The sequence below is a fragment of the Streptomyces sp. TRM70350 genome, assembly GCF_019219825.1.
GTDB lineage: Bacteria > Actinomycetota > Actinomycetes > Streptomycetales > Streptomycetaceae > Streptomyces.
In genome coordinates, this window is record NZ_JAHUXH010000041.1 from 25493 (window position 1) to 46618 (window position 21126).

The following is a 21126-nucleotide window of genomic DNA, read 5'->3' on the forward strand; positions in this document are numbered from 1 at the left end:
TCAGTCTCTACAACGTACGGCCGTGCGGGTGCCGTGAACGGGCCGGGGTGCGCCATGTCACCCCGGCCCGTTGCTGTATCTACGCCAGCCCCAGCGACCGCTTCAGGAAGTCGAGCTGGAGCAGCAGCAGGTTCTCCGCGACCGTCTCCTGCGGGGTCATGTGCGTGACGCCCGAGAGCGGCAGCAGCTCGTGCGGGCGGCCGGCGGCCAGGAGGGCGGTGGACAGGCGCAGCGAGTGGGCCACGACCACGTTGTCGTCCGCCAGACCGTGGACGATCATCATCGGCCGGGCCGGCTCCACGGCGTCCACCAGGCCCGCGTCGTCGATCAGCGAGTTGCGCCGGTAGACGTCCGGCTGTTGGTCCGGGTGGCCGAGGTAGCGCTCCTGGTAGTGGGTGTCGTAGAGCCGCAGATCGGTGACCGGCGCGCCCACGATCCCGGCGTGGAAGACGTCCGGCCGGCGCAGCACCGCGAGCCCGGCCAGGTAGCCGCCGAAGGACCAGCCGCGGATCGCGACCCGGGTCAGATCGAGCGGGAAGTCGGCGGCGAGGGCCTGGAGCGCGTCCACCTGGTCCTGGAGGACCACCGACGCCATGTCGTCCCGGACCGCCTTCTCCCAGGCGGGGGAGCGGCCCGGGGTGCCCCGTCCGTCGGCGACGACGACCGCGAATCCCTGGTCGGCGAACCACTGCGAGGTGAGATACGGGTTGTGCGCGGCGACCACCCGCTGGCCGTGCGGACCGCCGTAGGGATCCAGGAGGACCGGAAGGGGAGTGTCACCGTGGTAGTCACGCGGCATAAGCACGGCGCACGGAATCCGCCGTGCGCCCCCCTCGGTGAGGGTCACGCGGGGGGACATACCAGGATCTTCGGCGTACGACGGGATGCTCGCCACCTGCTTGCCCTCGCGCAGCACCCGCACCGTGGCGCCCGGCCGGTCCGGCGTCGCCGAGACGAGCACCGTCACGTCCCCGGCGCGCACCGCCGAGTGCACGCCGGCCTCCTGCGACAGCCGCTCGACGCCGAGTTCATTGACGCGATAGACATGCACCTCGCCGATTTCCGGCACGGCCGCCTCCTCGCCCGCCGACGCCGACACCAGCACGTCGTCGTCCGACACGTCGAGCACCGCGCGCACATGCAACTGCGGCCCGGTCAGCGGGCGTTCACCCACCGCGAGCACCCGCGCGCCGCCCTCGTCGGCGATCCGCACCAGCTGCCCCGAGGGGGACCAGCAGGGCACCCCAGGGAAAAGATCCAGCCAAATCGGATCTTCGTCGGCGTGCACCATCCGGGTGCCCCCGGTGTCCGGATCGACGGCCAGATACAGCTGACTGCGCTGGTCGCGCGCTTGTACGAGCAGCAGCGGTGCACCCGCCGCTGACCAGTGCACTCGCGCCAGATACGGATACCGCTCCCGGTCCCAGACGACCTCCGTGCGCGTCCCGTCGAGGCCGATCACGAACAGCCGGACGTCCGCGTTCGCCGTCCCGGCCGCCGGATACGGGACGTGTTGTGGGTCACGCTCCGGCCGGGCCGGATCGGAGATCCACCACCGTCGCACCGGCGTGTCGTCCACGCGCGCCACCAGCAGCCGGTCGGACTCCGGCGCCCACCAGAAACCTCGCGAACGCCCCATTTCCTCGGCCGCGATGAACTCGGCCAGACCGTAGGACACCGACTCCCCGTCAGGTTCCGCGAGCGCCCGGTCCCCCTCGCCCTCGGCGCCGACCACCCGCAGGGCGCCCTGCGCGACGTACGCGATGTGCCGCCCGTCGGGGGACGGGCGCGGGTCGATCACCGGGGCGGGGACGGGGAGCTGGCGTGCCGTGCCGGCCCGCAGCTCCGCCGCGAAAAGCCGCCCTGACAAGGCGAAAGACGCCAACTCCACAGCCGTGTCGGTGGCGTAGCCGACGATGCCGGCACCGCCCTCGCGGCTGCGTTCGCGACGCGCCCGCTCCTCGGGCGAGAGGTCTTCCGCGGCCCCGCCCAGCAGGGTGCGCGGGTCGGCCGCCAGGCGCTCGGCGGAGTCCGCCAGGTCCAGCACCCACAGGGCGTTCGCCCGGTCCGTGCCGGAGTTCGAGCGCAGGAACGCGACACGGGAACCGTCGGGAGCCACGGTGAACGAACGCGGCGCGCCGAGCGTGAACCGCTGGGTGCGGGCGTGCCGTCGGGGGAAGGAGTCAGCCTCGGTCGTCATGCCCCGACCATATTGGCCATGCGCCCCCTTGTGCGGCTGTGCGCCATTCGATGCGCGCGTACGGATAGTTATGATCACTAGCGCTGTGTGGGTATGAACCTGCTGGCCGCTGTATGGATTCACAAGTTCCCTCGCACTGTTTTCCCCACATCCCGGGTTCTTGGAGGTGAGCCGCCGTGGCACTCTCGATTTCGGCGGTGGTGCTGCTGGCGATCATCGTCTTCCTGCTGATCAAGAAGTCAGGGCTGAAGGCCGGGCATGCGATCGTGTGCATGCTGCTGGGCTTCTACCTCGCCTCGTCCACCGTCGCGCCCACGATCAGCGAGCTGACCACGAACATCGCCGGCATGATCGGCAGCATCAAGTTCTGACCGGCTCGGTCTGCTCGTAGGGTGGGGTCCATGACGGAACGGCCCTCCCGGCGTCTGCTGCTGGTGCACGCGCACCCGGACGACGAGTCGATCAACAACGGCGCGACCATGGCCAGGTACGCGGCCGAGGGCGCCCAGGTGACCCTGGTCACCTGCACCCTCGGTGAGCGTGGCGAGGTCATCCCGCCCGGGCTCGCGCACCTGACCGGCGCCGCCCTCGGCGAGCACCGCCTGCGCGAGCTCACCGCGGCCATGCGCGCGCTCGGCGTCGAGGACTTCCGTCTCCTCGGCGGAACGGGCCGCTACCGCGACTCCGGGATGATGGGCCTGCCCGACAACGACGACCCCGGCTGCCTGTGGCAGGCGGACGTCGACGAGGCCGCCGTCCACCTCGTCGAGGTGATCCGCGAGGTACGGCCCCAGGTCCTCGTCACCTACGACCCCGACGGCGGCTACGGCCACCCCGACCACGTCCAGGCCCACCGCATCGCCATGCGCGCCGCCGACCTGGCCGCCGAGGCGGGCATCGGAATCGCCAAGGTCTACTGGAACCGCGTCCCGCGCACCATCGCCGAGGACGCCTTCGCCCGCCTCCAGGACGCGCTGCCCGGCCTGACCTTCCCCAAGAGCGCGGCGATCGACGACGTACCCGGCGTGGTCGACGACGAGCGGATCACCACCGAGATCGACGGCACCGCGTACGCCGCCGCCAAGGCCGCCGCGATGGCCGCGCACGCCACGCAGATCGAGGTCGCCGAGCCCTACTTCGCACTGTCCAACCAGCTCGCGCAGCCGCTGTTCACCACCGAGTACTACGAACTGGTGCGCGGTCAGCAGGGCGCTCAGGGCCGGGAGACGGACCTGTTCGCCGGAATCGAGGTGGCGTCATGAGCGACCGGCACCCGATGCTCGCGCAGCCGCTGCGGCGCCCGTCGGCCGGGCGGATGGCGGCCCATCTGGGCCTGTTCGTGCTCGGCCTGGTGGTGGGAGCCGCTGGTGCGCTGGTGCAGGCGGGCTGGTTCCCGGGCGGGCTGCTGCTGGCCCTCGCGGGCGCGGCCGGGGCCTTTCTCGGCGGGGCGTGGGCGACCCGCGGCCGGGGCGGGGCCGTGGCGGGCGCGGCCGGCTGGATGCTGTCCGTCATCCTGCTCACCGCCAGCCGTCCGGAAGGGGACTTCCTCTTCGCCGCGGGCGCGGGCTCGTACGCGTACCTGCTCGGCGGCATGGCCGTCGCTGTGATCTGCGCCACCCTCGCGCCGGTGCGGCAACCCGGTGGCCGGTCCGTCCGACTTGGCGAATGACGTACCGGTTCGCCGTCATGCGCTCGTGCGAGTCCCGTGTGGGTTTCCCCAGCGGTCGCGGGATACCCGCCCGAAGTGGCCAGTATGGTGGAGCCGCCGCCGAGCCGCCCGCGTATCTGAGGTCGTAACGGGCGGTGGAGCCAACCGGGAGAACCTGCCTTGAGTCGTGAAACTGACAGTCCGTCCTCCGGGCCCAACGGGCACGGGGGTACCGCATACCCCTCGGGCACGCCGCCCTACGGCACCCCCACGGCTTCCGACAGCGGTGCGGACGCGGGCCGTTCGGGCGGACAGTCCGAGGAGCGCAAAACCGAGACGACGCTGACGACCCGGATCCGGATCAACATCCCCGGATCGCGGCCCATTCCGCCGGTCGTCGTGCGCAAGCCCGTCGCGGACGCCGCGGGCACCGACGGCGGCGACGCCGTGGCGGCGGCCCCCGGCGCGGCCACCTCCACGGGCACGGTCGAGGCTCCCGCCGAGCAGCAACAGCCGGGGTCCGCCGAGGAGAAGGCGAGCGACTGGTTCGCGCCCCGCAAGTCCGGGTCGCCCAAGGCCGGTCAGGGCGGCGGCGCCACCAACGGCGCGGCCCCGTCGGGTGGTTCGGCCGCTCCGGGCGCCGGGCGTCCCGGCGGTGTCGTCGGTTCCATGAACATGCCGGGCGGCTCCCGGCCCGGCGGCACGAACGGCGCCGGGCTCCCCGGCGCGACCGGCGGCCCGGTGGCTCCCGGCCACGGCGGCGGCACCGGCTCCTTCGACGTCACCGAAGCCCTCGCGGCGGGCCCGCGGAGCAACGGCAACGGCTCCCGCCCGGGCGAGCCGCGCCGCGACGACGTGCCGTACTTCACGGAGCCCGGACACAACGGACGGAACGGCCAGGGCGCGCCGAACGGGCAGGACCCGTACGGCGCTCACAGGCCGTACGGCGGTCAGGGCGCCGCCCCCAACGGCCAGAACGGACTGAGCGGTTACGGCGGTCCGGGTGGCCCCGGCGGCCCCGGTGGACCGGCAGGTCCGCAGGGCCCCGCGGGCCCGACCGGCGGCCCGGTCACCGGCGACAGCCCCCTCGCGGCGCCGAACGCGGCCGGCGCGCCCGGCACCGCCGCGCACCCCGGCCCCGGCGGCGGGCTGAGCGACGACACCGCGATCCTCACCCCGCAGAAGCCGGCCCCCGGGCCGCCCCCCGGCAGCCCCTTCGCCCCCGTCGACAACGTCTCCGGGGACACCCTCACCAGCGGCATCCCGGTCGTGCCGCCCGCCGACCGGAGCACGCCGTTCGGGGCGGGCGCCGCCACCGACGGGCCGCTGCCGCACACCCCGCCGAAGCGGCCCGAGCCGGCGCAGCAGAATGCGCCCGCCGCCGCGTCCAAGAAGAAAAAGAAGGGCCGCAACAAGCTGGTGCTGCTCGGCAGCGGCGTGTTCGCCATCGCCGGTGTGGCCTACGGCGCCGGTCTGCTGATGAACCACTCCGACGTGCCCAAGGGCACCACCGTGCTCGGCGTGGACATCGGCGGCGGCACCCGCGACGACGCCGTCAAGAAGCTCGACGAGGCCCTCGGCGACCGCGTCGACAACCCGCTGAAGCTGTCCGTCGGCGGCGAGACCGTCTCGCTCAGGCCGGACCAGTCGGGCCTGCAGTTCGACGCCGACGCCACCGTCGCCGCCGCCGCCAAGAGCGACTACAACCCGGTCTCCGTGATCGGCTCGCTCTTCGGTCAGGAGCGGGTCGTCGAGCCGGTCATGCCGGTCGACGAGGAGAAGCTGCACTCCGCGCTGCAGACCGTGGCGGGCGGCGCGGGCAGCGCCACCGACGGCACGATCAAGTTCGAGTCGGGCAAGGCGGTCGCCGTCTACGGCAAGGCCGGCCAGGGCATCGCCGTCGACCGGGCCACCGAGGCCGTCGAGGAGGCCTACCGCACCCAGGTGGAGACCGGCACGGCCGCGCCGGTCCAGGTGCCGACCACCACCCGGCAGCCGACGGTGTCCAACGCCGAGGTCGACCGGATGATGAAGGAGTTCGCCGAGCCGGCGATGTCCGCCAACGTCACCGTCCAGACCGACCCGGCCCACTCCATCGCCTTCAGCCCGGAGAACTCCCTGTGGAAGTTCCTCCGTGTCCAGGCGGTCGACGGCAAGCTCGTCGACACCTACGACGAGGCCGCCCTGCAGGACCTCTACGGCAAGACGTTCGACGGCGTCCTCATCACCCGGGCCACCGGCCAGAAGACCCCCGTCACGGTCCAGGACGTGATCAGCGCCCTGCGCCCGGCCCTGAAGAGCACGACCAACCGCGTGGCGACGATCGACACCAACCCGAACTAGGTTGCAGGGGGCACTCGCCCGCCGGGTGCCCCCTGCCCTCGTCCATGACATCTGTCATCCGGCAGTCAGGACCACCGACACTGCCGGGCGCACGCCCCGCGCGGCCACGATGGCCGCATGACAACGACACCACCCACCCCGGCCGTCGGCTTCGACCGGGTGAGCAAGAGCTACGGCACCGTCCGCGCCGTCGACGCCCTGACGCTCACCCTGCACCCGGGCCAGACCGTCGCCCTGCTGGGCCCGAACGGCGCCGGCAAGTCCACCGCCCTCGACCTCCTCCTCGGCCTCAGGCAGCCCGACACCGGCACGGTCCGCCTCTTCGGCACCACCCCGCGCGAGGCGATCGTCGCCGGGCGGGTGGGCGCGATGCTGCAGAGCGGCGGCCTGATGGACGGCGTCACGGTCGCCGAACTGGTACGGCTGGCCTGCGCCCTGCACCCCAGGCCGTACGCCGTCACCGACGTACTGTCCCGCGCGGGCGTCGACCTGCTCGCCGACCGCAGGGTCGACAAACTCTCCGGCGGCCAGTCCCAACGCGTCCGGTTCGCCCTCGCCACCGCCGGTGACAGCGACCTGATCGTCCTCGACGAGCCGACCACCGGCATGGACGTCACCACCCGCCAGGCCTTCTGGGCCACCATGCGCGACCAGGCCGACCACGGCCGTACGGTCCTCTTCGCCACCCACTACCTCGAAGAGGCCGACGCCATCGCCGACCGCGTCCTCGTGCTGCACCGCGGCCGGCTGCTCGCCGACGGCACCGCCGCCGAGATCAAGGCCAGGGCGGGAGCCCGCAGGATCTCCTTCGACCTCGACGCCCCGATCGACGAGCCCGCACTGCGCGCCCTGCCCTTCCTCTCCTCCCTGGACATCTCCGGACATACGGTACGCATCCGCTCCACGGACGCCGACGCGACCGTCCACGCCCTCTACGCCCAGGGCCACTGTCCCCGCAACCTCGAAGTCGCCGGCCTGGGCCTGGAGGAGGCCTTCGTCGCCCTCACCACCGCCGAGGAGGCGCGCACATCATGAGCGACCTGGTCACGCTGGAACTCATCCGCGCGCTGCGCAACCGCAAGTTCCTGTTCTTCTCGGTGATCTACCCCTCGGTGCTGTTCCTGCTGATCGCGGGAACCGCCGACGGCACGACGACGATCGACGGCACGGGCCTGACCCTCCCGACGTACATGATGGTCTCCATGGCCTCCTTCGGCGCCCTGACCGCCGTGCTGATGGGCAACAGCGAGCGCATCGCGAAGGAGCGGGAGAACGGCTGGGTACGGCAGCTGCGGCTGACCCCGCTGCCCGGGCGCGGCTACGTCCTCGCCAAGACCGCGAGCGCGGCCGTGGTCAGCCTGCCCTCGATCGTGATCGTCTTCGTGGTCGCGGCGGTGGCGAAGGGCGTACGGCTGGAGGCCTGGCAGTGGCTCGCCCTGACCGGCGCGATCTGGGCCGGCAGCCTGGTCTTCGCCGCGCTCGGCGTGGCCATCGGCTACCTCGCGAGCGGGGACGCGGTCCGCCCGATCACGATGATCGTCTACTTCGGCCTGTCCATGCTCGGCGGCCTGTGGATGCCGACGACGACGTTCCCCGGCTGGCTCCAGGACATCTCCCAGTGGCTGCCCACACACGCGTACGCTGCCCTGGGGCGGGCCATCGAACAGAGCCAGGCTCCGCAGGCCGGGGACATCGCCGTCCTCGCCGTCTCCTTCCTGCTCTTCGCGGGCGGGGCGGCCTGGCTGTACCGGAAGGACTCGCTGAAGGCGTGAGCGGCATCGGCGTCGGCATCGGGCAGCGCCCGCAGAACCGCAAGCAGCGGATGATCAAGACCCTGTGGACGGGCATCTGGCTCGTCTACCTGAGCGCCCCCGTCACCGACCTCCTGCACGGCGGCCACAGCACCGGCGTCCGCGTCCTCGGCTGGATCGGCCTGGCGGCCTTCGTCACCTGGTACATGATCCTGCTGTTCCGCACCAGCCGCTGGGACAGGAACGCCGCGGTCCTGAGCGCGCTGGCGGTCCTGGCCGCCCAGTCGACGGTCCTCGCCGTCACCCTCGGCCGCGAGTGGCTGGTCCTCTTCGTCTACGTCTCGATCGCGTCCGGCGCCGCACTGCCCCTGCGGTACGCGCGCTGGACCATCCCCGGCGCCTCGGCCCTGATGACGTCCGTCGCCCTGGCCGTCCCGGACGGCACCGCCTACCTGGCCGGGCTGCTCATCCCCGCCCTGCTCGGCGGCTTCGCCATGACCGGCGTACGCGAACTCGTCCGCACCACCGTCGCCCTGCGCGAGGCCCGCGCCACCGTCGCCCACCTGGCCGCCAACGAGGAACGGCTGCGGCTCGCCCGTGACCTGCACGACCTCCTGGGCCACTCCCTGTCCCTGATCACCCTCAAGAGCGAACTGGCCGGGCGGATGCTCCCGGACCAGCCCGACAAGGCGGCCCAGCAGGTCGCCGACATCGAACAGGTCAGCCGCCAGGCCCTCGTCGACGTCCGCGAGGCCGTCAGCGGCTACCGGCGCCCCCGCCTGGCCGCCGAACTCGCCGGTGCCCGGGTCGCCTTGACGGCGGCCGGGGTCACGCCGGACATCCCGGTGGAACCGGAGCTCGCCGACATCCCCGAGGAGAGCGAGTCCGCCCTCGCCTGGGCGCTGCGCGAGGCGGTCACCAACGTCGTACGGCACAGCGGCGCCCGCCGCTGCACGGTCACCGTGGGCCGCCGGGAGACCCTCGACGGCCCGGTACTGGAACTGTGCGTCGAGGACGACGGCTCGGGAGCGGGCGGCGGCACCGGCGAAGGCCCGGGCCACGGCCTGACCGGCCTCGCCGAGCGCCTGCACAAGGCGGGAGGCACGCTGGAGGCGGGCCCGCTGAAGCACGGCTTCCGCCTGGTCGCGAGGGTCCCCGCCGACCCGGCCGTAGGATCCGGGACATGAGCCGCACGATCAGAGTCCTGCTCGCCGAGGACCAGGCGATGGTCCGCGAGGCACTGGCCGCGCTGCTCGGCCTGGAGGACGACATCGAGGTGGTCGCCCAGGCGGCGCGCGGCGACGAGGTGCTGCCGCTGGCCCGCGAGCACGACGTCGACGTGGCCCTCCTCGACATCGAGATGCCGGGCGCGACCGGCATCGAGGCGGCGGCCCGACTCCACCGGGAGCTGCCGGAGGTACGCCTGGTCATCCTCACCACCTTCGGCCGCCCCGGTTACCTCCGCACCGCCATGGAGTCCGGCGCCGACGCCTTCCTCGTCAAGGACGCCCCGGCTGCCCAGCTGGCGGAGGCGATTCGCAAGGTGCTCGCCGGGGAGCGGGTCATCGACCCGACCTTGGCGGCAGCGGCCCTGGCGGAGGGCGCGAACCCGTTGACGGACCGCGAACGAGAGGTGCTGCGAGCGGCGGCGGACGGCTCCACGAACGCGGAGCTGGCGGCAACCCTGCACCTGTCCCAGGGCACGGTCCGCAACTACCTCTCGACGGCAATCCAGAAGCTGGCGGCCCGCAACAGAACGGAAGCAGCCCGGATCGCCGAAGACAAGGGCTGGCTGTAGTCAACCTAGGGGCGCGGGGCCGTATCGATATGCGGCTCCGCCGCGTGGGCGCGACCAGCCACAACGAAACCCGCACTCGCCCCATCAGTTCAACATGGCACGAGCGGCCCGCGCCTCCCCCCGCACCCTCTCCGCCGCCCCCTCGTCCACAGCCCCCACCACCTCCGCATACGCGTCCAACTCCTCCGCCGCCCCCAGAAAATCCCCCCGCCGCACCAGCAACTGCGCCCGCTCGTACCGCAACCGTGCCGGATGCGAGGGCAGCAGCAACGACAACTCCACCGCCCACAACCCCACATCCGACCGCTCGACCCGCGCCGCGGCCCACGCCCGGATGTTGTTCAGAATCCGCAGCACCACATCAAGCGGATCCGCAGGCACCAGCATCGAAGCATCCAGCGGCGCCCCCGTGGCCCCCACCACCAGCAACTCCGCGTCCTTCCCACTCAGCACCCGCCCCCCGTCGAGCGGATCCGCCAGCACCTGCTCATCCGCTCCTCCGGCCGGCCCGCCGAAGCCGACCACGAAATGCCCGGGCAACGCCACCCCGTACACCGGCGCCCCCGCCCGCCGGGCCACCTCCATCCACACCACCGACAGCAGAATCGGCAACCCCCGCCGCCGCACCAGCACGGCATGCAGCAGCGACGACTCCAGCCGCTGATAGTCCGCGGCGGAGCCGCGAAACCCGCACCGCTCGCCCAGCAGCTCCCGCACCGCCACCGCCCACGCCCGCGCCCCACCGGGCCGGAACGGCAGCAGCCCGGCCAGCCGGTCCAGCTCGACCTGCGCGGCGTCGATGCCCGCCTCGTCCAGCGTCCCGTCGGCCTGCGCGCTCACCAGCAGACACAACGTCGCCAGATCGGGCCGCTCGGCCCGCGCCTCCTCGGCGAACCGGCGCCGCAGCTCGGCGGACCGCTCCGGCGGTGGCGGGAAGGGTGGACGCATGACTACCTGCCCTCCGGCTCCCGGAAGTGGTGGTACGTGTGATGCACGCCGAAGCCCAGCCCGGCGTACAACGCCCGTGCACCGGCATTGTCCGTCTCGACCTGCAGCCACGCCGCCGACGCGCCCTCGTCCAGCGCCCGCCGGGCCAACGCGGCCATCACCTCGCCGGCCAGCCCCCGCCGCCGTAGCGCGGGATCCACCTCGACGGCGGCGAACCCGGCCCACCGCCCGTCGACGACACACCGTCCGATGGCCGCGGGCACCTCGCCCTCCCCGGGCACACGCGCGAACCACACCGAGCTCCCACTCCCCAGCACCCGCAACGCCACCTCACTCACCCCCTTGCGCTGATACCGCGCCAGCCACCCGGCGTCCGCCTCCCGGGACAGCACCACCCCGGCCCCCTCGGCCCGATCCGCGACCGGCGAGAGCCCCCCGGTCCACAGCTCGGCGGACACCTCCCGCACCCACCCCCGCCGCTCCAGCTCAGCGCACAGCAGCTCCTGGGTGCCTTCGGCGCCGGTGGCGGTCTGGATGTACGCGGGCAGGCCGCGGTCGCCGTACCAGTGCCGTACGACGGTCAGCGCCTCGTCGAGCGACACGCCGGGGTCGCCGAGCGGCAGCACGGAGTTGGCGCGCCGGGTGAACCCGGCAGCGGCGCGCAGCTCCCACTCGCCCAGCCGCTCGCTCTCCAGCGGCCGCCAGGCGCGCGCGGCGACCCGGGCGAGTTCCTCGTAGGAGGCGGCGGGGCCGCGTCGCCGGGCCGGCGCCGGAGGCACGACCTTGCCCGCGACCAGGGAGGATTCCGCGATCCGGACGCGTTCGCCGTCGCGCCGTGTGATCACGAGCACACCTTCGTCCCAGGATGTGAGAACACCCACCGTGTCGGTGAATTTCTGCTCCGTGACACGAGGGTCCCCCAACCGCCGTACGGAGACTCGTTTGCCCACGTCAGCAGTGGTGATACGGACCTCAAGGCGTCCAGCCGCCGATATTTCCACGGGTCGGTTCACCCCTCCTGTTCGGATCATGCCCAGGAACGGAGATACTAGGGGCGGGCATCGACGACGCCGCGCTCCCGCGCGCCAGGCGGCGGAGCCTGAGGAGGCCCGCCAGCGCCCTATCGAGGAGGAACGACAGCGTGACCTACGTCATCGCGCAGCCTTGTGTCGACGTCAAGGACAAGGCGTGCATCGAGGAGTGCCCGGTCGACTGCATCTACGAGGGCTCAAGGTCCTTGTACATCCACCCGGACGAATGCGTCGACTGCGGGGCATGTGAGCCGGTCTGCCCGGTCGAGGCGATCTTCTACGAGGACGACGTGCCGGAGGAGTGGAAGGACTACTACAAGGCGAACGTCGAGTTCTTCGACGAGCTCGGCTCGCCCGGCGGCGCCAGCAAGCTCGGTCTGATCGAGCGGGACCACCCCTTCGTCGCCGCGCTGCCGCCGCAGGGCGAGTGACGTCGTAAGCGGCCGAACCGCGCCGCCTCGGTCCCGTACGGCCCGATCACCCCGATCGTCGTCGCACGGGACCGAGGCGTTTGCCGCACCAGAAAGTGAGCCAGACACCGTGTCCGCAGTCTCCGACCGCCCGCCCGTCGCCCGCCACCACCCTTCCACGGAGTCGCTTCGCGACCGCCTCCCGACCTTCCCTTGGGACAAGCTCGCGCCGTACAAGCAGACGGCCGCCGCGCACCCCGACGGCATCGTCGACCTGTCCGTCGGCACCCCGGTCGACCCGGTCCCCGAGCTGATCCAGAAGGCGCTGATCGCCGCCGCCGACTCGCCCGGCTACCCGACCGTGTGGGGCACGCCCGAACTGCGTGACGCGATCACCGGCTGGGTGCGGCGCCGCCTCGGCGCCCGGGACGTCACCCACCACCACGTCCTGCCGATCGTCGGCTCCAAGGAACTCGTCGCCTGGCTCCCCACCCAGCTGGGCCTCGGCCCCGGCGACAAGGTCGCCCACCCGCGCCTCGCCTACCCGACGTACGAGGTGGGCGCCCGCCTGGCCCGCGCCGACCACGAGGTGTACGACGACCCGACGGACCTCGACCCGGCGAACCTGAAGCTCCTCTGGCTGAACTCGCCGTCCAACCCGACGGGCAGGGTGCTGCCGAAGGACGAGCTGACCCGGATCGTCGCCTGGGCCCGTGAGCACGGCGTCCTGGTCTTCTCCGACGAGTGCTACCTCGAACTCGGCTGGGAGGCCGACCCGGTCTCGGTCCTCCACCCGGACGTCAACGGCGGCTCGTACGAGGGCATCGTCTCGGTCCACTCCCTCTCCAAGCGCTCCAACCTCGCGGGTTACCGCGCCGCCTTCCTCGCCGGCGACCCGGCCGTCCTCGGCCCGCTGCTGGAGATCCGCAAGCACGGCGGCATGATGACGTCCGCGCCGACGCAGGCGGCGGTGGTGGCGGCGCTGGGCGACGACACCCACGTCCGTGAGCAGCGCGAGCGCTACGCGGCCCGCCGTACGGCGCTGCGCGAGGCCCTGCTGGGCCACGGTTTCCGCATCGAGCACAGCGAGGCCAGCCTCTACCTGTGGGCGACCAGGGACGAGTCCTGCTGGGACACGGTCGCCCACCTGGCGGGCCTGGGCATCCTGGTCGCGCCGGGCGACTTCTACGGCCAGGCGGGCGAGAACTTCGTACGCGTGGCCCTGACGGCGACGGACGAGCGGGTCGCGGCAGCGGTGAAGCGGCTCGCGTGAGCCTCTGAGCAAAGCGACGGGGCCCAGGAACAACGTCCTGGACCCCGTCGCCTCTGCAGCGGCGCCCGGCACTCAGCCGATCGGCAGCCCCGTGGTCGGCAGCGACTGCGTCGGCAGGCTGTCCTTGGTCAGCCCGTCCGTCGGCAGCGCGCCCGTGGTCGCGGTCGACGCGGTGTCACCCACGACGGACCCGGCGGCCCCAGCGGCGTCACCCACGGCCTTCTGCACCGCCGGCGTCGCCTTCTTCGCGGCCTGGCCACCGGTCTTGCCCGCGGCCGGCACCGCCGTCTTGACCGCCTTGCTGCCGGTCTCACCGGCGGTGCCGGTGACGCTCTGCGCCGCGCTGTCGACGGTGTTGCCGACGTTCGCCCCGTCCAGGGCGGTCAGCCCGCCCAGGTTGGGGGTGGCGGGCAGTTCGGGGGCCGCGCTGGCGGAGCCGGCCGCACCGACCCCGGCAGCCGCTCCCGCTGCGACGAGCAGCGCGGCACGGGCGATCCGACGGGTCAGGGGGAGGGACATGGTGCTCCTTCGACGGGAGAGAACGGTGAAGTGTCCAGCCGTGCCCGGGAGTTGACCCCGCGATGTCGGTCGCTTCCTGGGTCTCGCTCTCGGGCTCGGACGCAGTGACTACCGCTCGAAGCCTCCGAAGGTTGCGGCGGGCCAACGTAAAGAGTTGGCAATGCGTCGCATTATCGGCTGTGGATAAAAACGGGCAAAGAACACCCGGTCCGAAAGTCTGCCGAATCCTTACAGCCCCGTGTTTCCAAGGGCTTTGACGCATACGAGGGTGAGGCCGCGAAAACCTGAGCACCCTGTCGCCCCCAGTGGACGGACGTAACCCCTGGGAGTGACCCGTTCGTACTACTGCCCAGTGACAATTCGGACGGCGTTCTCGGTCCCCGCGCTCTCCGCCCGGTCCGCATTCCGGGCGCCGCCCGCCGCGGCACGCCACCGGCTGTCGGTGTGCCCGGCGACCCACTCCCGCCCGGCGTACGAGACGCGTTCGATGTGCAGCGCGGAGGCGTTGGCCACGGCCCAGTGCGCGAGCTGCCAGCCGCGCTCCCGGGCACTGCGCCCGTCGGTCTCCTCGGCGACGGGCACGGTCACCGTCCGCCCGCTGGTCTCGGTGACCAGGGTCGGCGTGGGCGTGGCGGCGCCCACCTCGGCCCCGGCCTGCTCGATGCGCCCGAAGTCCCGTACGAGCGCGGAGCGCACCGCGTCCGGACCGGCGGTCGCCGTCGCACCGGGCCGGCCCTCGCAGGTCAGCGTGGCCGCCGAGCGCCCGGTGAGGGCGGCGGCGAGCAGGGTGGCGTCGGGCTCGTGCTTGGCGTACGCCTGCGGGAAGCCGCTGCGCTGCACGCGCTGGGCGGCGACGGTGAGGGGCAGCCGGGTGTAGCCGGGGACCTTGACCAGATGGTCGTAGAACATGCCCGCCGAGTAGATCGGGTCCATGATCTGCTCCTCGGTGCCCCAGCCCTGCGAGGGCCGCTGCTGGAACAGGCCCAGCGAGTCGCGGTCGCCGTGGCCGATGTTGCGCAGCGCGGACTCCTGCAGGGCGGTCGCGAGGGCGATGGTGACGGCCCGTTCGGGCAGCCCGCGGGCGGTGCCCACGGCGGTGATCGTGGCGGCGTTGACGGCCTGTTCGGGGGTGAACTCGTACGTCGCCCCGTCACCGTCGGCCGAGACGACCTTGCATCCCGGGCCGCCGGTGCCTCCGGTGATGTACTGCACCGCGAGATAGCCCGCGACCGCGAGCAGGACGACGAAGGCCGCCCCGATACGGAGGAGGCGGCCGCGACGCTGGAGAGTAGGGGACGGCTCTGGCACGCGTACAAGGTACTGGAGAGTACGGAGTGACTGGAGTCGGGTGCGGAAAGTACTCCCAGGTCGGGGGCGCTAGGGTCGGCGTATGGCCGACTCCCCGCTTGACCTCACCCTGGACGCCGCCCAGCTCACCGCCCAGCTCGTCGACTTCCCGTCGGAGAGCGGCAACGAGAAGCCGCTCGCGGACGCGATCGAGACCGCGCTGCGCGCCCTGCCGCACCTCACGGTCGACCGCTACGGCAACAACGTCGTCGCCCGCACCGACCTGGGCCGGTCGCAGCGGGTGATCCTCGCCGGGCACATCGACACCGTGCCGATCGCCGGCAACGTGCCGTCCCGGCTGGACGGGGACGGTGTGCTGTGGGGCTGCGGCACCTGTGACATGAAGGCGGGCGTCGCGGTGCAGCTGCGCATCGCGGCCACGGTCCCCGCCCCGAACCGCGACCTGACCCTCGTCTTCTACGACAACGAGGAGGTCGCCGCCGACCTCAACGGCCTGAAGCACGTCGCCGAGGCGCACCCGGAGTGGCTCCGGGGCGACTTCGCGGTGCTGCTGGAGCCGTCCGACGGTCAGGTGGAGGGCGGCTGCCAGGGCACCCTGCGGGTGCTGCTGAAGACGAAGGGCGAGCGGGCGCACTCGGCGCGCGGCTGGATGGGCTCCAACGCGATCCACGCGGCGGCCCCGATCCTGGCCCGCCTCGCCTCGTACCAGCCCCGCCACCCGGTGATCGACGGCCTGGAGTACCGCGAGGGCCTGAACGCGGTGCGCATTTCGGGCGGTGTGGCCGGAAATGTCATCCCTGACGAGTGTGTCGTCACGGTCAACTTCCGCTACGCCCCGGACCGTACGGAGCAGGAGGCGATCGCGCACGTCCGTGAGGTGTTCGCGGACTGCGGCGTGACCGACTTCGTCGTCGACGACCACAGCCCGGGCGCGCTGCCCGGCCTCTCCCACCCGGCCGCGGCGGCCTTCGTCGAGGCGGTGGGCGGCACCCCGCAGCCCAAGTACGGCTGGACGGACGTCTCCCGGTTCAGCGCGCTGGGCATCCCGGCGGTCAACTACGGCCCCGGCAACCCGCACTTGGCGCACAGGCGGGACGAGCGGGTGGAGACGGCGAAGATCGTGGCGGGGGAGGAGCGGCTGCGGGCCTGGCTGACGGCGTGAGGTGCGCGCGGGGCTTTAGGGGTCCTTGCACTATGCCCGCGCGACCCGGGCGGGCATAGTGCAGACCCCTTATGCGCGGGGCGCTACGCGCGGGCGCTGTGTCGCAGACACGCGCATGTCCCCCCTCTGTAACCGGCGTGGATCTACGCTGAGGTGGAAACACCCCGCAAGCGGAGGGAGCGCACATGGCCACCGGCAACCCTGAGGGCAAGAAGCAGCCGCCGGAGGAGCAGCGCCTCGGCCCGGTCCTCCGTCGGCGGAGCCAGGTGACGGCGAGCACGACGGACCAGCGTCTGCTGGACGCGGGCGGCCCGTCGGACTGGGTCCACACCGACCCGTGGCGCGTCCTGCGTATCCAGTCGGAGTTCATCGAGGGCTTCGGCACGCTCGCCGAACTCCCGCCCGCCATCAGCGTGTTCGGCTCGGCCCGTACACCGGTGGAGTCCGCCGAGTACGACATCGGCGTCCGCCTCGGCCGGGGCCTGGTGGAGGCGGGCTTCGCGGTCATCACCGGCGGCGGCCCCGGGGCGATGGAGGCGGCCAACAAGGGCGCGTGCGAGGCGGGCGGCATCTCGGTCGGCCTGGGTATCGAACTGCCCTTCGAGCAGGGGCTCAACCCCTATGTCGACATCGGCCTGAACTTCCGCTACTTCTTCGTCCGCAAGATGATGTTCGTCAAGTACGCGCAGGGCTTCGTAGTCCTGCCCGGCGGTCTCGGCACGCTGGACGAATTCTTCGAGGCCCTGACCCTGGTCCAGACCCAGAAGGTCACCCGCTTCCCCATCGTCCTCTTCGGCACCGACTACTGGGGCGGCCTGATCGACTGGCTCCGCGGCACCCTGGTCGCGCAGGGCAAGGCGGCGGAGAAGGACCTTCACCTGTTCCACCTGACGGACGACGTGGACGAGGCGGTGGCGTTGGTGTCGAAGGAGGCGGGACGCTAGCGCTGTGCTCGAGCCGAGGCGTTGAGCAACCCGACGCCTCCTCCACACCCGACGCCGGACCGCCCCTGGGGGCTACCGCCCCCGGCCCCGCCGCTTGGGCCTGAACGCCGTCGCCCTCAAACGCCGGTTCCGGACGGAGCTCGTCCGGAACCGGCGGGCGGGGCGGAGCCCGCCGGGGTGCAGGGGCGGAGCCCCAGGGCGTTCACTTCTTGCCCAACCGAGTCGGGCGGGCCGGTGGGCAAAGGCAGAGGCCCTCAGGCCAGCCCCCGCCGAGCCACCGTCGGCTCACGCCACCCCCCGATCGCCGACACCATCTCCAGCACCTGCCGAGTCTCCGCCACCTCATGCACCCGATACACCTGCGCCCCGAGCCACGCGGACACCGCCGTCGTGGCCAACGTACCGATCACCCGCTCCTTCACCGGCTTGTCCAAGCTCTCCCCGACAAAGTCCTTGTTCGACAGCGACACCAGCACCGGCCACCCCGTCTCCACCATCTCCCCCAGCCGCCGCGTCGCCTCCAGACTGTGCCGCGTGTTCTTCCCGAAGTCGTGCCCGGGATCGATCAGCACCGACTCCCGAGGCACCCCCAACGACACCGCCCGCTCAGCCAGCCCCAACGTCACCCGCAGAATGTCCGCCATGACATCGTCGTACGTCACCCGGTGCGGCCGCGTACGCGGCTCCGCACCCCCCGCGTGCGTACACACCAGCCCCACCCCGTACCGCGCGGCGACCTCCGCCAGCCGCGGATCCACCCCACCCCACGCGTCGTTCAGCAGATCCGCCCCCGCCTCGCACACGGCCTCCCCGACCTCGTGCCGCCAGGTGTCCACACTGATGATCACGTCCGGGAACCGCCGCCGCACCTCCGCCACGAACCCGACCGTCCGCCGCGCCTCCTCCTCCGCGGTCACCTCCTCACCGGGCCCCGCCTTGACCCCACCGATGTCGATGATCGCGGCCCCCTCGGTCACCGCCTGCTCCACCCGATCAAGGGCGGGCTCGTCGCGAAACGTGGCCCCTTGGTCGTAGAAGGAGTCCGGGGTCCGGTTCACGATCGCCATGATCACCGGCTCGCGCGGGTCGAACTCCCGCCTGCCCAGCCTGAGCATCCCCTGTGACCTCTCCTCGTTCGTCCTGGTGGTAGGCCCTTTGTGACCGCCTGAGACCCTAACTGTCAGACTCGCATGGCACGATCGGACCCTGACACATCCGACGTCGGCCTGCGCCACACGTATGCCGGCACACTCCGCGTGGGGGCCCTGAAGCGATGGTTATGTTCTTTTTCCTGGTCGTCGCCCTCGCAGTCGTGGTCGCCGCGGTGACCCTCGCCGTGGTCGGCGGCGGCGAGCACGGCCCGCTGCCCGAGGCCGCGCCCGAGCGGCTGCAGGACCCGCTGCCCCCCGACCGCCCGCTCAGCCGCACGGACATCGACGCCCTGCGCTTCCCCCTCGCCGCCCGCGGCTACCGCATGGCCGACGTCGACGACGCCCTGAACCGCCTCGCCGCCGAGCTCGCCGAGCGGGACGCCCGGATCGCCGACCTGGAGTCCGCCCTGGCCGGCGCGCAGGCCGCCGCCCGCGTCTCCATGGACAAGCCCGGCCGGGAAGAGGACCGGCGATGAGCGACGGCACCGCCCTGGCCGGCCCGGACGGCGCGCTGCGCTGCCCCTGGGCCCTGTCGACGGCGGACTACGTGACGTACCACGACGAGGAGTGGGGCCGCCCGGTCCACGGCGACGACGCGCTGTTCGAACGGCTGGCCCTGGAGGCCTTCCAGTCCGGCCTGTCCTGGATCACCATCCTGCGCCGCCGCCCCGGCTTCCGCGCAGCCTTCGCCGACTTCAAGATCGCCACGGTCGCCACCTTCACGGACGACGACCGCGACCGCCTCCTCACCGACACCCGCATCATCCGCAACCGCGCCAAGATCGACGCCACCCTCGCCAACGCCCGCGCGCTGGCCGACTGGGCGCCGGGCGAGCTGGACACCCTGATCTGGTCGCACGCCCCCGACCCCCCGGCCACCCGCCCGGTCCCGAAGACCATCGCCGACGTCCCCGCGGTCACCCCGGAGTCGACGGCCCTGTCCAAGGCCCTGAAGAAACGGGGCCTGCGCTTCGTGGGACCGACCACGGCGTACGCCCTGATGCAGGCCTGCGGCCTGGTCAACGACCACCTGGCGAACTGCGTCGCACGCCGCGTCGGCTAGGGCCCTGTCGGCGCATTCCCGCCTGCCGCGCGGCGCCCTGCCCGTATGCGCGCCGCACCGGGCACAGGCCGACGTACAACCAGTACGAGCGCCTGCACCCGGCACGCCCGGAACGCGCACCTGACGCCGCGCGGCCCGCCCTGCGGGCGGACGACGGGAAGGGCCGACAGGAACCAGCGGACGGACCCGGCTCAGCGCCCCAGGTACTTCGGCTTCTCCTTGTTCACGAACGCCTGCACCGCGATCCCGTGGTCCTCCGACGCCCCCGCCCGCGACTGCAGCTCGTCCTCCTTCTCCAGCGTCTCGGCCAGGGAGTGGCTGAGGCCGTACGCCACGGCCTCCTTGATCGCCGCGTACGCCACCGTCGGCCCCTCGGCCAGCGCGCGGGCCACCTGCTCGGCCTCCGCCCGCAGCTGAGCCGCCGGCACGACCCGGTTCGCGATGCCCAGCTCGTACGCCTCCTGCGCCTTGACGCTGCGCGGGAAGAGCAGCAGGTCGGTGGCGCGGCCGGGCCCGATCACGCGCGGCAGGGTCCAGGACACACCGGAGTCGGTGGTCAGCGCCACGCCCGCGAACGACGTGTTGAAGGCCGCCGTGTCCGCCACGACCCGGTAGTCCGCGGCGAGCGCGAAGCCGAAGCCGGCCCCGGCGGCGACCCCGTTCACGCCCGCGACCACGGGCTTCGCCATGTCGGTCAGCGCCCGCACGATCGGGTTGTAGTGCTCGCGCACGGTGCTCATCGTCTGCCCCTCGCCCGACTCCCGGTCGGCGGCCAGCAGCCCGATGTGCTCCTTGAGGTCCTGGCCCACGCAGAACGCCCGGTCACCGGCCGCGGTGAGCAGCACCGCCCGCACGGCGTCGTCGGCCGCCGCGGACTGAACCGCGTCGCGGAGGGCGACCTTGGCCTCGATGTTCAGCGCGTTCATCGCCTCGGGGCGGTTCAGCGTGATCGTCGCGAGCCCGTCGTTCACCTCGTAGAGCACGGTGTCGGCCATGGCGTATCCCCTCGGGTCGGCGGCTTGGGGCGTACCGGTCGGTACGTCCTGTCTGAGGACAGCATGGCGGAGATCACCGACAACGGCCCCGAGCGTCCGTGTGAGCTGCGTCAAAGAATTCGAGCCGCTTTCCGGTGGGCGGAAGTCCGTGCGGCTGCGCAGTATCGCAGTCACATCGCCGAATTGAGTGGTTTTGCTCGCGCGCGTTGCCCAAGCGATGCCGACTGATGTTGGTCATCGGGTCGTGAGATGCGGGATAATGGCTGGGAAGCAATGTGTTCGATGCCGGTGTCGCGTGTCTGGCTTCACGGACCGCGCGTGCCCTTCAGCGGGCCGTCGGCCTTGACGATGAGCTGGTTTTCAGGAAGGGGAACGAGCATGGCGGCCATGAAGCCGCGGACGGGTGACGGCCCGCTCGAGGTGACCAAGGAGGGGCGGGGCATCGTCATGCGCGTTCCGCTCGAAGGCGGCGGTCGGCTCGTCGTCGAGCTGACCCCGGACGAGGCCGACGCGCTCGGCGACGCCCTCAAGAAGGTCGTGGGCTGACCCGCAGGCGACCATACCCTTTCAGCCGCCCCGGCA

Annotated in this window: 22 protein-coding genes; 15 read left to right on the top strand and 7 right to left on the bottom strand. The window is 72.3% G+C overall.

Features of this window, described 5'->3' with window-relative positions; translation table 11 throughout:
- Window positions 1-79: 79 nt before the first annotated feature.
- Entirely contained in the window at window positions 80-2200 is a 2121-nt protein-coding gene (locus KWI83_RS34515) for a S9 family peptidase (protein ID WP_218518331.1), read from the bottom strand.
- 176 nt (window positions 2201-2376) lie between these two features.
- On the opposite strand from KWI83_RS34515, the gene KWI83_RS34520 reads away from it, so the two are divergent.
- The 8 genes from KWI83_RS34520 (at window position 2377) to KWI83_RS34555 (ending at window position 9740) form a co-directional block, all read left to right on the top strand.
- Window positions 2377-2571, top strand: a complete 195-nt coding sequence (locus KWI83_RS34520; protein ID WP_003992731.1) for a hypothetical protein — start codon at window positions 2377-2379, stop codon at window positions 2569-2571.
- Window positions 2572-2601: 30 nt separating this feature from the next.
- A complete protein-coding gene (gene mshB, locus KWI83_RS34525; protein ID WP_218518332.1) occupies window positions 2602-3462 on the top strand; it encodes an N-acetyl-1-D-myo-inositol-2-amino-2-deoxy-alpha-D-glucopyranoside deacetylase in 861 nt (286 codons plus the stop codon).
- A complete protein-coding gene (locus tag KWI83_RS34530; RefSeq protein WP_218518333.1) occupies window positions 3459-3869 on the top strand; it encodes a DUF6113 family protein in 411 nt (136 codons plus the stop codon). Before mshB ends, KWI83_RS34530 begins: the two co-directional genes overlap by 4 nt.
- Window positions 3870-4028: 159 nt before the next feature.
- Window positions 4029-6191, top strand: a complete 2163-nt coding sequence (locus KWI83_RS34535; protein ID WP_218518334.1) for a hypothetical protein — start codon at window positions 4029-4031, stop codon at window positions 6189-6191.
- A 117-nt stretch (window positions 6192-6308) separates the two neighbouring features.
- Window positions 6309-7226 (top strand): ABC transporter ATP-binding protein, encoded by a 918-nt coding sequence (locus KWI83_RS34540; RefSeq protein ID WP_218518335.1) that lies wholly within the window; start codon window positions 6309-6311, stop codon window positions 7224-7226.
- Window positions 7223-7963 (top strand): ABC transporter permease, encoded by a 741-nt coding sequence (locus KWI83_RS34545; RefSeq protein WP_218518336.1) that lies wholly within the window; start codon window positions 7223-7225, stop codon window positions 7961-7963. Before KWI83_RS34540 ends, KWI83_RS34545 begins: the two co-directional genes overlap by 4 nt.
- A complete protein-coding gene (locus KWI83_RS34550; RefSeq protein ID WP_218518337.1) occupies window positions 7960-9129 on the top strand; it encodes a histidine kinase in 1170 nt (389 codons plus the stop codon). Before KWI83_RS34545 ends, KWI83_RS34550 begins: the two co-directional genes overlap by 4 nt.
- Window positions 9126-9740: a response regulator transcription factor gene (locus KWI83_RS34555; RefSeq protein WP_218518338.1), complete on the top strand. Its 615-nt coding sequence runs from the start codon at window positions 9126-9128 to the stop codon at window positions 9738-9740. The genes KWI83_RS34550 and KWI83_RS34555 overlap by 4 nt, the downstream gene beginning before the upstream one ends.
- A gap of 84 nt (window positions 9741-9824) precedes the next feature.
- Here the strand turns inward: KWI83_RS34555 and KWI83_RS34560 are convergent, their stop codons facing one another.
- The gene (locus tag KWI83_RS34560; RefSeq protein WP_218518339.1) at window positions 9825-10688 is read right to left on the bottom strand and encodes a transglutaminase-like domain-containing protein; all 864 of its coding nucleotides are present in this window, start codon (window positions 10686-10688) and stop codon (window positions 9825-9827) included.
- 2 nt (window positions 10689-10690) lie between these two features.
- Window positions 10691-11689 (bottom strand): GNAT family N-acetyltransferase, encoded by a 999-nt coding sequence (locus tag KWI83_RS34565; protein ID WP_218518356.1) that lies wholly within the window; start codon window positions 11687-11689, stop codon window positions 10691-10693.
- Between the two features lie 140 nt (window positions 11690-11829).
- Between KWI83_RS34565 and fdxA the strand changes: the two genes are divergently transcribed.
- Entirely contained in the window at window positions 11830-12150 is a 321-nt protein-coding gene (gene fdxA / locus KWI83_RS34570) for a ferredoxin (RefSeq protein WP_023546973.1), read from the top strand.
- A gap of 109 nt (window positions 12151-12259) precedes the next feature.
- Window positions 12260-13402, top strand: coding sequence for a bifunctional succinyldiaminopimelate transaminase/glutamate-prephenate aminotransferase (locus KWI83_RS34575; RefSeq protein WP_218518340.1), 1143 nt, complete (start codon window positions 12260-12262; stop codon window positions 13400-13402).
- Between the two features lie 72 nt (window positions 13403-13474).
- Here the strand turns inward: KWI83_RS34575 and KWI83_RS34580 are convergent, their stop codons facing one another.
- Together KWI83_RS34580 and KWI83_RS34585 are read right to left on the bottom strand one after the other, a co-directional pair.
- Window positions 13475-13921 (bottom strand): ATP-binding protein, encoded by a 447-nt coding sequence (locus KWI83_RS34580; RefSeq protein WP_218518341.1) that lies wholly within the window; start codon window positions 13919-13921, stop codon window positions 13475-13477.
- A gap of 342 nt (window positions 13922-14263) precedes the next feature.
- On the bottom strand, window positions 14264-15229 hold the full coding sequence (locus tag KWI83_RS34585) for a heavy metal transporter (RefSeq protein ID WP_218518342.1): 966 nt from the start codon (window positions 15227-15229) through the stop codon (window positions 14264-14266).
- Window positions 15230-15311: 82 nt separating this feature from the next.
- On the opposite strand from KWI83_RS34585, the gene dapE reads away from it, so the two are divergent.
- A complete protein-coding gene (dapE, locus tag KWI83_RS34590; protein WP_218518343.1) occupies window positions 15312-16391 on the top strand; it encodes a succinyl-diaminopimelate desuccinylase in 1080 nt (359 codons plus the stop codon).
- Window positions 16392-16576: 185 nt separating this feature from the next.
- Window positions 16577-17335, top strand: coding sequence for a TIGR00730 family Rossman fold protein (locus KWI83_RS34595; RefSeq protein WP_218518344.1), 759 nt, complete (start codon window positions 16577-16579; stop codon window positions 17333-17335).
- A gap of 254 nt (window positions 17336-17589) precedes the next feature.
- On the opposite strand, the gene folP is transcribed toward KWI83_RS34595, so the two are convergent.
- Window positions 17590-18450, bottom strand: a complete 861-nt coding sequence (gene folP, locus KWI83_RS34600; protein WP_218518345.1) for a dihydropteroate synthase — start codon at window positions 18448-18450, stop codon at window positions 17590-17592.
- Between the two features lie 158 nt (window positions 18451-18608).
- Between folP and KWI83_RS34605 the strand changes: the two genes are divergently transcribed.
- Together KWI83_RS34605 and KWI83_RS34610 are read left to right on the top strand one after the other, a co-directional pair.
- On the top strand, window positions 18609-18962 hold the full coding sequence (locus tag KWI83_RS34605; protein ID WP_218518346.1) for a DivIVA domain-containing protein: 354 nt from the start codon (window positions 18609-18611) through the stop codon (window positions 18960-18962).
- Window positions 18959-19549 carry a DNA-3-methyladenine glycosylase I gene (locus KWI83_RS34610; protein ID WP_218518347.1) on the top strand — a complete coding sequence of 197 codons (591 nt, stop codon included), beginning with the start codon at window positions 18959-18961 and terminating at the stop codon, window positions 19547-19549. The genes KWI83_RS34605 and KWI83_RS34610 overlap by 4 nt, the downstream gene beginning before the upstream one ends.
- Before the next feature lie 191 nt (window positions 19550-19740).
- Here the strand turns inward: KWI83_RS34610 and KWI83_RS34615 are convergent, their stop codons facing one another.
- Window positions 19741-20544 (bottom strand): enoyl-CoA hydratase/isomerase family protein, encoded by an 804-nt coding sequence (locus KWI83_RS34615; protein ID WP_218518348.1) that lies wholly within the window; start codon window positions 20542-20544, stop codon window positions 19741-19743.
- Between the two features lie 378 nt (window positions 20545-20922).
- Here KWI83_RS34615 and KWI83_RS34620 point away from each other — a divergent pair, with 378 nt between their 5' ends.
- Window positions 20923-21090: a DUF3117 domain-containing protein gene (locus KWI83_RS34620; RefSeq protein WP_003966491.1), complete on the top strand. Its 168-nt coding sequence runs from the start codon at window positions 20923-20925 to the stop codon at window positions 21088-21090.
- Window positions 21091-21126 lie beyond the last annotated feature (36 nt).